This window comes from Amycolatopsis sp. WAC 04197 (assembly GCF_003947475.1).
Lineage (GTDB): Bacteria > Actinomycetota > Actinomycetes > Mycobacteriales > Pseudonocardiaceae > Amycolatopsis > Amycolatopsis japonica.
The window spans coordinates 321,935-335,467 of record NZ_QHJK01000010.1 but is presented as its reverse complement, the minus strand read 5'-3'; the positions used below and the strand labels follow the sequence as shown (position 1 = coordinate 335,467).

The 13,533-nt window shown below is 71.0% G+C and carries 9 protein-coding genes; 2 read left to right on the top strand and 7 right to left on the bottom strand.

Features of this window, described 5'->3' with window-relative positions; all coding sequences use genetic code 11:
* Positions 1-60 precede the first annotated feature (60 nt).
* The gene (locus tag DMC64_RS34055; protein WP_125736819.1) at positions 61-1,464 is read right to left on the bottom strand and encodes a protein kinase; all 1,404 of its coding nucleotides are present in this window, start codon (positions 1,462-1,464) and stop codon (positions 61-63) included.
* A 102-nt stretch (positions 1,465-1,566) separates the two neighbouring features.
* Between DMC64_RS34055 and eccD the strand changes: the two genes are divergently transcribed.
* Together eccD and eccB are read left to right on the top strand one after the other, a co-directional pair.
* A complete protein-coding gene (gene eccD / locus DMC64_RS34050; RefSeq protein ID WP_125736818.1) occupies positions 1,567-2,949 on the top strand; it encodes a type VII secretion integral membrane protein EccD in 1,383 nt (460 codons plus the stop codon).
* Between the two features lie 4 nt (positions 2,950-2,953).
* Positions 2,954-4,387, top strand: a complete 1,434-nt coding sequence (eccB, locus tag DMC64_RS34045) for a type VII secretion protein EccB (RefSeq protein WP_037342035.1) — start codon at positions 2,954-2,956, stop codon at positions 4,385-4,387.
* A gap of 105 nt (positions 4,388-4,492) precedes the next feature.
* Here eccB and mycP read toward each other — a convergent pair whose 3' ends face one another.
* From mycP to eccCa, 6 genes are all read right to left on the bottom strand, one after another.
* Positions 4,493-5,779: a type VII secretion-associated serine protease mycosin gene (mycP, locus tag DMC64_RS34040; protein WP_233629905.1), complete on the bottom strand. Its 1,287-nt coding sequence runs from the start codon at positions 5,777-5,779 to the stop codon at positions 4,493-4,495.
* 137 nt (positions 5,780-5,916) lie between these two features.
* Entirely contained in the window at positions 5,917-7,125 is a 1,209-nt protein-coding gene (locus DMC64_RS34035) for a hypothetical protein (RefSeq protein WP_233629904.1), read from the bottom strand.
* Positions 7,126-7,135: 10 nt separating this feature from the next.
* A complete protein-coding gene (locus DMC64_RS34030; protein WP_125736817.1) occupies positions 7,136-7,570 on the bottom strand; it encodes a hypothetical protein in 435 nt (144 codons plus the stop codon).
* Between the two features lie 10 nt (positions 7,571-7,580).
* The gene (locus DMC64_RS34025) at positions 7,581-8,942 is read right to left on the bottom strand and encodes a hypothetical protein (RefSeq protein ID WP_125736816.1); all 1,362 of its coding nucleotides are present in this window, start codon (positions 8,940-8,942) and stop codon (positions 7,581-7,583) included.
* 41 nt (positions 8,943-8,983) lie between these two features.
* Complete coding sequence (locus tag DMC64_RS34020) at positions 8,984-9,358, bottom strand: hypothetical protein (RefSeq protein WP_125736815.1); 375 nt, start codon at positions 9,356-9,358, stop codon at positions 8,984-8,986.
* A gap of 94 nt (positions 9,359-9,452) precedes the next feature.
* The gene (gene eccCa, locus DMC64_RS34015; RefSeq protein ID WP_125736814.1) at positions 9,453-13,415 is read right to left on the bottom strand and encodes a type VII secretion protein EccCa; all 3,963 of its coding nucleotides are present in this window, start codon (positions 13,413-13,415) and stop codon (positions 9,453-9,455) included.
* Positions 13,416-13,533: the final 118 nt, after the last annotated feature.

Below are 13,533 nucleotides of genomic sequence, written 5' to 3'. Positions count from 1 at the left end.
GGCCCTGTCCGTGAAGGCCTCCTTGAGGGACCCAGGGTCCCTCAAGGAGGCCTTCACGGACTACGGGTTGCAGCGGGCGCCGCGGATCGCGACCGGCTCGGTGGTGTAGATGTGCCGTCCGTCGGTCGCCCTCAGCTGGAAGCAGTACCGGCGCGCCGGGTCGACGGGGATGTCGAGGCTGCGCTGACGGTGAGCGACGAGCTGTTTCGTCTCGAGCCGCTCGCCGGCCATGATCACGACGAAGTCCAGTTCGCCTTCCGCGGTCCACGTCAGCTGCACGTGATCGCTCTGGTCCTGCGGCGGCGCGAGCGCCAGTTTGACGTCCGGCGCCGGCGCGGAAGCCGCTGCGGGAGAAGGGATCGCGGCCGCCACCGGAACGGCCTGCCCGCCGATCTCCGCCGGGCCGAGGATCAGCGGCAGCACGGCGAGCCCGGCGGCGAGCACGCCGCCGCCCGCCAGCGCGACGGGTTTCCACGGAAACCCGCGTTCGGTTTTGAGCGGACCGCTGAACTCGCGGATCAGGGTGCGACCGCCCCTCGGTGGCGCCTGCACCACCTGGACGGGCGCCGGGGCCGCGTGGACCGGGACCGCGGGCCGGTGGACCGCGGCGAAGTCGTCGAATTCGACCTCGACGTCTTCATCTTCGCTTGTCAGGTCTGAGGAATCGCCCGTGACGACCTCGCCACCGGGTCGGCTCAGCTTCGTGAACAGCCGTGCCAGCGACGCGACGTCCTGCGGCCGGTCGGCCGGTTCCTTGGCCAGCAACCGCAGGATCGTGGCGGCGAGTTCGCCGGGGACGGCCGGATCCTGGATCGGCGCGACCGGCTCCCGCAGTACCTGGAGGATGCGTTCGCCGGGCTGCTGCCCGGTGTGGCGGGGAAACGGAGGCGTCCCGGTCAACGCGACGTAGAGCACCGCGCCGAGTCCATAAAGGTCGGACGCGGGGGAAAGCGTGTCGTCGCGCAGGGTTTCCGGCGCGGTGTACTCGACCGCGTACATCGGGTCGCGCGGGAATCGCCGCCGCAGGGCCACCCCGAAGTCGGCGAGCACGAACTCGCCGGACGCGCGGTACAACACGTTGTGCGGGTTCACGCCGCCGTGCAGGACGTCCGCGCCGTGCGCCGCGGCGAGTGCCGACGCGATCGCGGCGCCGAGGGCGAGCACGTCGGGAATTCCCAGCCGGGCACCGGAATCCAGCACACCGGCGAGTGAACCCGGGCACAGTTCGCGGCGGACACCGGACCGGCCGTCGGGATGGGTCAGGACGTCGTCGATCTGCAGGATCGAACGCGTCGAGCGCACCGCGGCCAGCGCCTTCCGCTCACGTTCGAGCCAAGCGGAGGTCTCGCGGTCGAAGGTGCCGGGGAACATCTTGATCGCGAAGTCGTTGCCCGTGGCGGGATCCTTGCCCGCGTACACGGTCGCGATGGGGCCCTGGGCGAGCAGCCCTGTCTCGATGCTCATGACCCCATTGTCGCGCAAGAAGTCCGGATCCGGAGCACTTTCACCGCGGCAGGTTCCTGCCGCCGGTGCCCGGCGGACCCGTCGCTGGCCGACCCTTTTCCCATGCAGACTGCCGGCCTGGTCAGGGTCACCATCACCACTCCGCACCGGCGCGTCGACATGGCGCTGCCGGAACACGCGTCCGTCGCCGAAATCCTCCCCGGCCTGCTCGCGCGGGCGGGGGAGGGGATGGCCGACGACGGGGTCGCCGGCGGCGGCTGGCAGTTGCGCCGCGCCGACGGGACGGCCTTCGATCTGGACCGGACGCTGGGCGCGCACCGGGTCCGGGACGGGGAGATCCTCCATCTGACGCCGCGCCGCGCCGAATGGCCGGAGCCCGAGTACGACGACCTCGTGGACGCGATCGCCACCGGCTCCGGCCGCACCGGAAAGGCCTGGGGGCCGCGGCACACGCGACAGGCCGGGCTGGCCGTCGGCGCGGTGTCGACGTCGTTCGGTCTGCTCGCGGTACTACGCGCCGGCCCGCCGTGGACGTCACCGGCGGCCTGGGCGCTGGCGGTTTCCGCGCTGTTGCTGGCGTCGGGTGTGCTGCTCGCGCGGGCACTGCGTGATGCCGGTGCCGGGGCGGTACTCGCCGCCGTCGCCCTCCCGTTCGCCTTCGCCAGCGGCGGTCTGCTGCTGGCGGGCGACGACCCGATCGGCGAGCTGTCCGCCGGTCACCTGTTGCTGGCGAGCGCGGCCCTGCTGCTCGCGGCCGTCGTCGGCCATCTGGGGGTGACCGCCGCGCCCGCCCTGTTCGCCGGAGCCGCCACCGTCGGCCTGCTCGGCGTGCTCGGCGGCTGGCTGGCCACCTTCGACGACCTGGCGGGCTATCGGTCGGCGGCGGTGATCGGCGGCGCGGTGCTCGTGCTCTCGACCACGTTCGCGCCGCTTTCGCTGCGGCTCGGCCGGGTGCCGATGCCGGTGCTGCCGCGGTCGACCGCGGATCTGGTCCGCGACGATCCCCAGCCGCCGCTCGACCTCGTGCACGCCGCCGTCGCCAGAGCGGACGCGCTGCTCACCGGGATGCTGGGCGGGGCGGCGATCGTCGCCATGTACTGCCAGCTGCAACTGATCCGTAGCGACAGCGAGGCCGCGGTCGTCCTCGTCGCCCTCCTCGCGGCCGGATTCCTGGTGCGGGCGCGGCTGTATCCGATCCTGCGGCAACGGACGCCGATCCTGGTGGCCGGGATCTTCGGCGCCGGCTGCCTGCTGGCCGGCCCGCTCATGGCGGACCGCTCGCTGCTGCTCGTCCTGGCCGGGCCGCTTTCGTTGGCGGTGGCGGCGGGCGTGATCGCCTCCGGTGTCGTGCTGAGCACCCGCGCCGCCAACCCGTATCTCGGCCGGATCGCCGAGTACTTCGAGATCCTGGTGACGATCGCCGTCGTCCCGGTGGCGTGTTCGGTGCTCGGTCTGTACGGCTACGTGCGCGGACTGGGGGGCTGAACCCATGGCGTCCAAACGGGATCAGCTGCAGGCTTACCAATTCCTGGTGCAGCGCGCGATCTCCGCGCTGGTGACGAGGGAGACCGACCCGGAGCAGCCGCCGTTCCGCCGCCCGTCCGGCGCCGCTTTCGCCGGTGTCGCACTGGCGATCGTGGCGCTGGCGTGCGTCGGGGTCTACGGGATGATCGTGCCCGGCGGAAACAACGCGTGGCGCAAGAACGCCGCCGTCATCGTGGAGAAGGAGAGCGGGACCCGTTACGTCTACCTGGACGAACGGCTGCATCCCGTCGCGAACTACGCGTCCGCCCTGTTGTTGCTCGGCGAACACGGCACCACGGAACGGGTTTCGCGCGAGTCGCTCGCCGGAGTCCCGCGAGGGCCCCGGATCGGCATCGCCGACGCGCCGGACGGCTTGCCCGGCCCCGAAAAACTGCTCACCGGATCGTGGTCGCTGTGCTCCGCGCCCGCGAGCGATCTGGCGGGCAGCCGGATCGAGGAATCGGTGCTGCTGGCCGGTGCCTCGCCGTCCGGCGGCGCGGAACTGGGCGACCAGGCGCTGCTGGTGGAATCGACGTCGACCGGCGACCGGTTCGTCGTGTGGCGCGGGCACCGGCACCGGATCACCGACTACGGCGCCGTCGGCACCGGCCTCGCACTGACCGCCGAGCCGTGGGCGCGCGTCGGCCGGGCGTGGCTCGACGTGCTCCCGGAAGGCACGCCGATCGGCCCGCTGCCGGTGGCGGCGGCGGGCGAGGTGTCCACCGCCGTACCGGGCCGGACCGACATCCGGAACGGCATGCTGCTGATGGTGCAGACCTCCGGCGGCGGGCAGCAGCACTATCTGGCCGAACGGGACGCCCTGCGGCCGATCAGCGAACTGCAGTACGACGTCCAGCGCGCGAGCGCCCAGATGCTCGCCGCCTATCCCGGCGGTGAACCGAAAACCGTGCCGCTGCCGCCTTCGCTGGCGACCATGTCCCGGCAACTGGACCCCGTCCAGGCCGACGCGGGTGCCGCACCCGCCGCACGTCCGGCCATCGCGCGCCTGCGCGACCAGGACACCACCGTGTGCGCGACCTTCGGCGACGGTTCCGCGGCTCCTTCGCTGACCGTCGACCCCTCGATGCCGCCCGCGGACCCGATGTCCACCACCGCCCGCCGGACCGCCTCCGGAACCCCGCTCGCGGACCGCGTCCACGTGCCGCCCGGCAGCGCGATCGTCGTCGAAGCGATGCCCTCCCCTTCCGCGGCTGCCGGAACGCTCACCGTGGTGACCGACATGGGGCGCCGCTATCCGCTGGCTTCGCCCGATGTGCTGAAGATGCTGGGGTACCCGTCGGCGCGGCCGGTGCGGTTGCCCGCCGGTCTGGTGGCGCGGCTGCCCGAGGGACCGAGTCTCGACCCGGCCGCCGCGCGGCGCCAGACCCTGGGCGGCTGACGGGACCCACTCGATGGGGAAACGCCACTCACGATGACGCTGAGCGGGGTAAGGCAACGACATGTTGCCTTACCCCGCTCAGTCGTGCGCCCGCGAAACGGCCGGTCAGTCCCTGGAAAGCAGGAAGATCTGTTCGGGAGGCTCGACGGCGGCCGGTTCGGCGGCCACCGCCGCCGCGCGGCCGGGACGCCAGCCGCGCCTGCGTCCGCGAGGCTGGAGCACTGCCACCAGCAGTGCGAGCACGATCGCGCCGGCCGCGGCGACGGTGAGCCACTTCGCCGTCGTCGCACTGTTCTCGCGGGCCGCGGCCCGATCGAGCCGATCCTGGTCCGGCGGCGTGGGAACGAGGGCGGGCAGGGCTCCCGGGGTCTCGGTGTCCATGCTGTCGGTCACCGCCCGGTAGGGGTCGACCACCCCGGCCCCGAACGCTTGACTGTTCAGGCCACCGCGCGCCGGGTCCGCGGTCGCCATCAGACGTCGTGCCACTTCCGGAGCGGTCAACCTGGGCCAGGCCGACCGGACCAGCGCCGCGGTGCCGGAAACGAACGGCGCGGCATAGCTGGTGCCGTCGGTGTACACGTGCCCGCCCGCCCGCGTCGGAGCCAGTACTTTGGCGCCCGGAGCGACGATGTCCACGTACCGGCCGATCTGGGAGCCGGGCATCAAGGCCCCGTCGATGTCGATGGCGCCGACACCGAGGACCCCGTCGTACGCGGCCGGGTAGGACGGGAGTTCGGTGGCCGATCCGCGCTGGGTGTTGCCTACAGCGGCGATCACCAACGCGTCCCTGGACACCGCGTACGCGACCGCCTCCCGGATGACGGCGAAGTCGTCCTGACCGGCCAGGGAAAGGTTGATCACCTTCGCTCCCTGATCCGTCGCGTAGCGGATGCCGTCGGCCACCACCCGCGGATCGATCCGGAGGGATCCGCCCTGACTGTCGAAGTCGCGGTCACTGATCCGTACCGGGAGGATCTCCGCGTCCGGGGCCACCCCGTGGAAACCGATACCGGCCGCCGGATCGGCGGCGATGATGCCGGCGACGCCGGTGCCGTGCGAAACGCAGTCGAACGCGCCGGGAAGGGCACCCGCCTGATGGAAGTCGCGGCCGGCGCGGACCTTGCCCGGCCTGGCGAGCTGCGGGTGATCGGCGTCGACCCCGGAGTCGACCACCGCGACCAGGACCCCGGAACCCTTGCTGTACGGCCATACCCGTTGTGGGGCGAGGGTTTGCTGGGCCCATGGCTGTGCTCGTACCGGAGGCCGCGCCGGGTCCGGATCGTGGCAGACGCCGGGTGGCGGCGCCGCGTGCGCCGTCCCCCCGCCGCCGAGGGACTGAACGGCCGCCGCGGCCATGACGGCGGCGACGGCGGACATCCGGTGTCGTCTCATGGTGCAATCGTCCGCGCGGATGCCGCCCGCAGACAGGCTCCTGGCCGCAACCGGCCACTCGAACGACGACGGCCGAGGGACCGCGGGCGTTTCCGGTGCCCGTCGTCCCTCGGCCGTCGCCGATCCCGATCAGCTCATCACGTGGTGTGCCACAACTCCTTGTCGAGGAGTTGCACCGAGGCGGACTCCGATTCGCCGGTACGCGGGCGTTTCGGTTGCCGGAGGCCGAAAGACGGATCTCCGTTGCCCGACCTGCCACGGAGTTCGGCCGGTACGCCTTCGGTCCCCTCGGCCGTCTTCCTCGACGAGCCGGCGCGGCCCGTCGGCTGGTTCGCGGAGCCGGGCTGGAGGGTTCCGGGCGGGGAGGTCTGGCCGGAGGCGGGCGGCATCATCGGCGGTGTACCACCACCGGTGGCCTGCTTACCGGTCGCGCCGGTGTTCGATCCGGCCGCGGTCGGGGCACCTTCGGCGATGTTCTGTGTGGCGGCGCGTTTCGCCACGGCCGCTTTCGACATCGGCAGGCCGCCGGTGCCCACCCCGGCGGCGCCGAGCAGGCCGAGACCCGAGGCGACCGGCGCGCCCCCCACCGGGGGCAGACCCGCCCCGGGGAGACCGCCGGACAAGCCGGGCGCGACCGGTGGCGGGGTGGGCGCCAGCCCGGCCAGCGACGGTCCGCCGCCGGCGGACCAGCCGGGTACGTTCTGGCCCAGCGCCGACGAATCGAGTCCTGTCGCGCCGTCGGAACCGCCGGAGGTCAGCGACGAGCTGAGATCCTGCAGCTCCTGCAGCGTCGTCATGCCGGCGGTGGCCGCCTTGAGCACATCGGTCGGTGAGTTGCCCTCCGTGGAGATCTGCTGCGCGGGCAGCACTTCGGCCGGGTTCCGCACGCCGGACGCGGCGACCACCTGGCCGATGGACACGTCGAATTCGACGGCGAGCGCGTTCATCGCGGTGGCCGACAACTGCTGGAAGCCGGCGCCGAGCGGGAGCCCGCCCACCGCGGCATAGCCGCCGAAGGCACTGGCGACGGCCGAGGCGGTCGCCGGGATCGACGTGGCGAGCGCGGTCAGCGCCGCGGCGGGCTGGGCCGCGTCGATCCGCTCGCCCCACATCTTCAGCTCGGCGAGGGTCCGCTGCGTCTTCTCCTCCATCGCCCGGCCGTTCTCGTCCGTCCACTGTGGAGAAAGCTCGGCCACCCTGGTGTGCAACTCCACCTGCGCCGCGTCGATCCAGCCGCGCACCTCGGTCCACATCCGTGCCGCTTCGGTGAGCGCCGAGACGTTGCGCGCCTCGGCCTCGATCATCTTCACGTGCATTTCGATGGGCAGCATGTTGTAGGGGATCACGGTTCGCTCCTCAGACCGACTCGGGCTGGACGGTGGACGGCTGCGCGGCCGCGCCGGTGTCCTCGGTGGCACCGGTGGCGGAGTCCGCCTGGTCGAGCGTGCTCGCGGTCTGCTTGAGGATCGACAACCCCTGGTTCGCGACCTTGACCGTCGCGCTCGCCAGTTCCAGCGCGCTGGCCACGTCGGCGGCGGAGTAGGCGCCCGCCGCCGCGCCCACCTTTCCGGAGTAGGTCACCATCTCCTCGGTCATCTTGGTCAGCAGCGCGAGCATGCTCGCGGTCGCCGCCTTGTCCAGCAAGGACATCGCGACGCCCTCGAACAAGCCGGCCATGCTCGGCATGGTGCCCAGCCGTTGCATCAGCGACGGCGGCATCGTGGGCGCGGTGAGGTGTTTGGAGAACGCGCTCATCGCGTCGGGATTGCCATTGATCTCTGTTCCGGGCATATGCCCCTCCTCAGTGTCCGGAGCGGAATTTCGCCGCGTTGTCCTGTTGGTTCACTTGCCACAGCTCCTCGTCGAGCAGCTGCACCGTGGTGCTTTCCGGATCCCACTGGCGTTGCGGCGCGGCGGGCGGCGACTTCCGCTTCCCGTTGACCGCCCGTCCGAGCAGCGGCACCCCCGGTGTTCCCGCGGGTTTGCCACGCTGCCGGCCGGCGGGGCGTTCCGCGTCACCGGGTTTGATGCCGCCGTTCTCGCCTTTCCCGGCCCCGTTGTGCGGCATCATCGGCGGCGGCATCCCACCCGAGCCCGCCGCGCCCGCGGCCGAGGCCGAACCGAGGCCCAGCCCGGACGCCACCGGTGCGGCACCCGCGTTCAGCCCGTTCCCCGGCAGGGAGCTACCCGCACCGGGGCCCACTCCGGCACCGCCGCCCACACCGCCGCCACCCGCACCGGAAAGCCCCGCGGCGTCCGGCATCCCGGCCAGCGAGGGAAGACCGGAGGTGCCGGCCGGGTCGACGTAACCGGCGTAGTCCGCGTAGTCGGAGTAATCGCCTAGTTTCGACGGGTCGATCCCGGAGAGATCGGGGAGCTGGGGAGTCTCGCTGCCCGATCCGCCGAGTAGTTGCTCAGCGGCGGACAGCGCGTCACTCAGCGCGCTGAGGGTTTCCGTGGCCTCTTCCATCGGATTGGTGGTGGGGTTCTGCTCGCTCGGCTGTTCGGGCGTTCCGGGATCCGGTGTTCCCGGGACCTCCCCGGGAAGATCTCCGGCGTTCGGCGCACCCGAGCCGTTGCCCAGCCCGGATTCCGGATCGTAGCCCTGCCCCGTGCCGAGCTGGGTCGGCCCGTTCCAGGGACGGCCCCGTGCGGCGAGCATGGCGTGCCCGGTGCGCACGTACTGCTGTGCGACCAGGTCCAGCAGCCCGCCCACCTTCTCCTGGGCCCTTTTCGCTTCCTGCGTTTGCTCGTCCGGGTCGGTCTTGGAGTTGACGATCCCGACCCACACGTTCATGACCGACCGGGTCGCCTCCATCTCGGCCAGCAGCATGCCCATCTGCTGGAAGAGATGGGATTCGTCGATGCTGCCGGTGGACCTCTGCGGTGCGCCCTCCGGTGCCTTCTCCTGCCCTCCCCAGGAGCCGAGCCCCGACTCGCATGCCTCGTCCACCCAGTTGACGAAGGCCCTGCCCACCTCGTCGTCCCAGTTGGGGCCACGGAGTTCGTTGTTGGCCGAGCGGAGGAGTCCGTGCGTGTCGTCGACCCACATCCGCGCCTGTGCCCACATGTCCCTGGCTTCGGTCAGCGCGGGGTAGGTGTTCTGCATCTCCGCTTGGAACATCTTCACCTGCACGTCGAAATTGACGTCTTTGTAGCTCATCGGTCAAGTCCTGTCGGGGTGTCTCGGGGCGGGATGTCCGGTCATACGAGTGGTCCCGACGGGTTCCCCAGGTACGGGATGTCCGGAGGCACCTCCGCGGGACCCGTTTCCGCCGCCGGGGGGCGGCTGGTGGTGGCCAGCACCGCCGATTGCGCCGCCTCGCCCGCGGCCCGGTAGGCGCTAGCGCTCTTCCCCGCCATGGCTCCGAAGATCTGCACGCCGGGACCGGCCTTCTCCAGAAAGGACTTCAGTGCGCCGGTGATGTACTGGTCGGCGCCGGCCAGTGCCGCGCATTCCGGCATACCACCGCATTCCTTGATCGGCTCCCGATCGATCGTCGGAGCGGCCCTGATCCTCTGCACCTCGCTCGCGAACGATTCCAGCGCGGGAATCCACACGTCGACCTTGCCGCCCATGCACACCTCCAGTGCCGTTCCTCGGATATTCGTGTTCCCAAGCCAAACACCGGGGGTGGTCGCGATGACGGCACCGGCAGGTTCCGGCCATGGCTCAAGCCTTCGGCGGTAGCCAGGCGAGCTGGACCAAACCCTTGTGGCCACGGCGATCCACCAGCCAGCCGCGGCCGGGCGGAAGCACCTGGGCACGCATGCCACCGAGCAACGGCCCTTCGTCCCGGTCGCCGGACATCATCAGGCCGGGCGTGCCGACCTCCCGCAGCCGGGAAAGGAACGGCTCGAACAGCCCCCGGCCGGCGCCGCCGGAGCGGCGGGCGAGCACCACGTGCAGGCCGATGTCCGAACCCTGCGCCGCCAGCGGCAGCAACGACATCAGTGGATGCTTCTCGTGCGTGGCCACCATGTCGTAGTCGTCGACGAGCACGAAGATCTCCGGCCCGTGCCACCAGTTACGCGCCCGCAGCTGTTCCGGCGTGACGTCCGCGCCGGGAAGCCGCTTCGCCATCGACGCGGCCACTTCGGCCAGCAGCTCGCCGCTGTGCGCGTCGTTGGTGCCGTATCCGAGCAGGTAGTCCTCGCCGACCTCGCCGAGCAGCCCGCGCCTGTGGTCGATCAGGATGATCCGGGCTTCGCTCGGCGTGTACGCGCCCTCGATCCGGCGAGCCAGTGTGCGCAGGAACGTCGTCTTGCCGGACTGGGTGTCCGCCAGCACGAAGAAGTGTGGATCGGCGGCGAAATCCAGCCGCATCGGGGAAAGGTCCTTCTCGTGGATGCCGACCGAGAGCCCGGCTTCGGCACCGGTCGGTTGGTCGGTCTCGGGCAGCTCCTCGAACGGGAACGTTCCCGGCAGCAGCCGGACCGGTGGCGCGGACTCACCGGGCCAGGCGGACCGGACCGCGTCGACGAGGGCGCCGATCCCGCCGATCAGGTCCTCGGTGCGCGAGGCCCCGTCGATCCGGGGGAGCGCCACCAGCATCTGGTGCTTGCTCATCGAAATGCCCCGGCCGGGGGCGCCCGAGGGCACTCCCATGGCGGCGCGGCGGTCGATCAGCGAGTCGATCGGGTCGCCGACCTTCAATTCCAGCTTGCTGGCGAACAGGTCCCGCACGTTCATGCGCAGATCGAACGAACGGGAACAGCTCACCAACAGGTGCACACCGTAGGAAAGGCCGCGGGCGGCGATGTCCCCGACCGTCTCCTCCAGCTGGTCGAATTCGCCGCGCAGGGTCTGCCAGCCGTCGACGACCAGGAAAACGTCGCCGTGGGGCTGGTCGGCGAACCGGCCCTCGGCACGCAGCTTGCGATAGGTGACGATGCTGTCGATCCCGTGCTCGGCGAACAGCCGTTCCCGCTGTGCCAGCACGGTGGCCACCTCGGCGACGGTCCGGCGCACCGCGCCGGTGTCCAGCCGCCCGGACACCCCGGACACATGGGGAAGGCCGGCGATCGAGGCGAGGGTGCCGCCGCCGAAGTCGAGACAGAAGAACTGCGCCTCACGCGGGGTGTGGGTGAGCGCGAGGCTGCAGATCAGCGTGCGCAGCGTGGTGCTCTTACCGGTCTGCGGCGCGCCGATCACCAGCACGTGCCCGGCCGCGCCGGAAAGGTCGAGCCGTAACGGATCACGGCGCTGCTCGTAGGGCCGGTCCACGATGCCGATCACCGGACGCAGATCGCCCTGCCGCCCGGTGGTCAGTCCGCGCGCGGGATCGGTGGTGAGCGCGGGCAGTAGCGCGTCGAGCGTGGGCGACTCGTCCAGCGGCGGCAGCCACACCTGGTGAGCCGGTGTGCCCTGGCCCTGCAACCGGTCCACCAGGATGTCGAGCAAGGTCTCGCCGACCGCGGTGTCCGGGTCCTGTTCGGGGGTCGCCGATTCGTCTCCGGTGTCCAGCTCGGCGGCCAGATAGTGGGTGGTGTATTCGCGTAACACCAGTTGTTCCTGCGGGGTGAGGGATGCCGCGCGTCCGGTCTGACGCTGGTAGACGCCGGAAACGTAGGCGGAGCGGAACCGGTCGAGCTGTTCGGTACCCACCTTGAGGAATCCGTGGCCGGGTGCCCTCGGCAGCCGGAACGCGTCCGGCATGCCCAGTACCGTCCGGCTCTCCATCTCCGAGAAGGTCCGCAGGCCGATCCGATAGGAGAGATGTCCTTCGAGGCCGCGCAGCCTGCCCTCGTCCAGCCGTTGCGAGGCGAGCAGCAGATGCACTCCGAGCGACCGGCCCAACCGGCCTATTTGGACGAACATGTCGATGAAATCCGGCTTGGCGGAAAGCAGCTCGGAGAACTCGTCGCAGATCACCAGCAGGGTCGGGACCTCGGGCAAGGGGGCACCCGCCGCGCGGGCCTTCTCGTAGTCGCGCAACGAGTCGAACTGCCCGGCCGCGCGCAGCAGTTCCTGCCTGCGGACCAGTTCGCCGTTGATGGCATCGGTCATCCGGTCGACGAGGTGCAGTTCCTCGGCGAGGTTGGTGATCACCGCGCTGGTGTGCGGCAGCGAGTCCAACCTGGTGAAGGTGGCGCCGCCCTTGAAGTCGACGAGCGCGAAATTCAGCGAGCTCGGCGGATGTGTCGCGGCCAGCGCCAGCACCAGCGTCCGCAGCAGCTCGGATTTACCCGCACCGGTCGCGCCGATCAGCAGGCCGTGCGGGCCCATGCCGTCTTGTGCGGATTCCTTGAGGTCGAGCTCGATCGGGGCCCCGTCCGGGTGGATCCCGATCTTGACCCGGAGCCGGTCCCGGTTCGGGCGGGGCGTCCAGGTGTCGGCCGGATCGAACTCGAACGGGTCGCCGAGTTCGAGCAGCTCGGCGAGGCCGAGTTCGTTGGTCATCGGCGCGTCGCCACGCACACCCGCGGTGAGCCGCAGCGGGGCGAGCTGCCGGGCGAGCCCTTCGGCGGCCACCGCGCCGAGCGCGTCCGCCTTGCCGAGCGGGATCTCGCCGTCGATCGTCTCGCTGACCAGATCGCCGTTCCCGGCCACGGCCAGCACCACGGTCGTCCGGTCGAGCGCCCTCGGCGGCATCGTGGTCAGGTCGACCACCGTCACCCCCTCGACGCCGCCGCCGGTCATCAGGTGGTCCGACCCGGCCATCGAGCCGCCGTCGAGCACGACCACGAGCTGCGGGCCGGAAACCCGGGTGTCCACCTCGGGGTCGAACCTCGGGCGCCTGGCCAGTTCCTCTTCCAGCATCGACTCCAGTGCCGGGATCGTCGGCGCGACAAGGCGAAGCGGGCCGAGCGCGTCGGTGCGTTCCGGGTGCAGTGCGTGCGGCAGCCACTTGATCCATTCCCAGTCCGCGCGCTCCCGCTCGCCGACGCACACCGCGATCCGCAGGTCGTCGGGCGAGTGGAAAGTGGACAGCTGAGCCAGCATCGCGCGCAGCATGCCGAGCTGTCGTGTCCGGTCACCGCGCAGGTAGATCCGGCTGAAGCCGTTGATCGCGATCCCCAGCGGCAACCCGTCGATCGTCGTGTACGTGGTGATGAACCGGCGTAAGGCCAGCGCGGACAACGGTTCCAGCTCTTCGAGCGGTTTGGTGTCCGGCGAGACCAGCGTGGTCGCTGGGGCTTGCGCGCCGGTGCCGATCCTGGCGATGCCGAAATCCGGGTCGTCCTTGCGCCGCTCCCACAGCCGGTAGCTCGCGGCCAGCGACCACAGCGACACCGGATCCGGGTGCAGATAGTCCATGGCGTCGCGCTGCCCACGCACCGAACGCCTCAGCCGCAGCCGGTGCTGGGCCAGCTGGCGAAGGTACTTGCGCCGGGCATGTCCCATTTCCCGTTTGCTCGGGCCGCCGCCCTGCAGGAAACCGGTCACCACCATGCCGAGCATGCCGACGCCCATCAGGCCGTACACGACGAACCGGATCGATCCGTTCATGCTGCCGGAGAACATCAGCATCATCGCGCCCATCATGGCCACCATCGGCACCACCGTCAGCACCTGCATCCATTGCCGTGCGGGCGGCGGTGGGATCTCCGGAGGTGCTTGCAGGATCAGCTCACCCGCCGGCAACTCCGGTGCGGGCCTCCTGGCCGGTCTCTTCACCACGATGGTCGTCACACCACGATCGTTCGCCGGTCGGGGCGCGGACGGGGCGTGATGGCAGGAACGTGCCGAACCCCGCCGAACGCGCCGATGCCCTGGCTAGCTTGAGGCGCAAGGGTCCGGTTCGGAAAGA

Excerpts from the sequence above, each read along its gene's own strand:
- DMC64_RS34055 (WP_125736819.1), bottom strand. The coding sequence starts at position 1,464 with ATGAGCATCGAGACAGGGCTGCTCGCCCAGGGCCCCATCGCGACCGTG.
- eccD (WP_125736818.1), top strand. The coding sequence starts at position 1,567 with ATGCAGACTGCCGGCCTGGTCAGGGTCACCATCACCACTCCGCACCGG.
- eccB (WP_037342035.1), top strand. The coding sequence starts at position 2,954 with ATGGCGTCCAAACGGGATCAGCTGCAGGCTTACCAATTCCTGGTGCAG.
- mycP (WP_233629905.1), bottom strand. The coding sequence starts at position 5,779 with ATGAGACGACACCGGATGTCCGCCGTCGCCGCCGTCATGGCCGCGGCG.
- DMC64_RS34030 (WP_125736817.1), bottom strand. The coding sequence starts at position 7,570 with ATGCCCGGAACAGAGATCAATGGCAATCCCGACGCGATGAGCGCGTTC.
- DMC64_RS34025 (WP_125736816.1), bottom strand. The coding sequence starts at position 8,942 with ATGAGCTACAAAGACGTCAATTTCGACGTGCAGGTGAAGATGTTCCAA.
- DMC64_RS34020 (WP_125736815.1), bottom strand. The coding sequence starts at position 9,358 with ATGGGCGGCAAGGTCGACGTGTGGATTCCCGCGCTGGAATCGTTCGCG.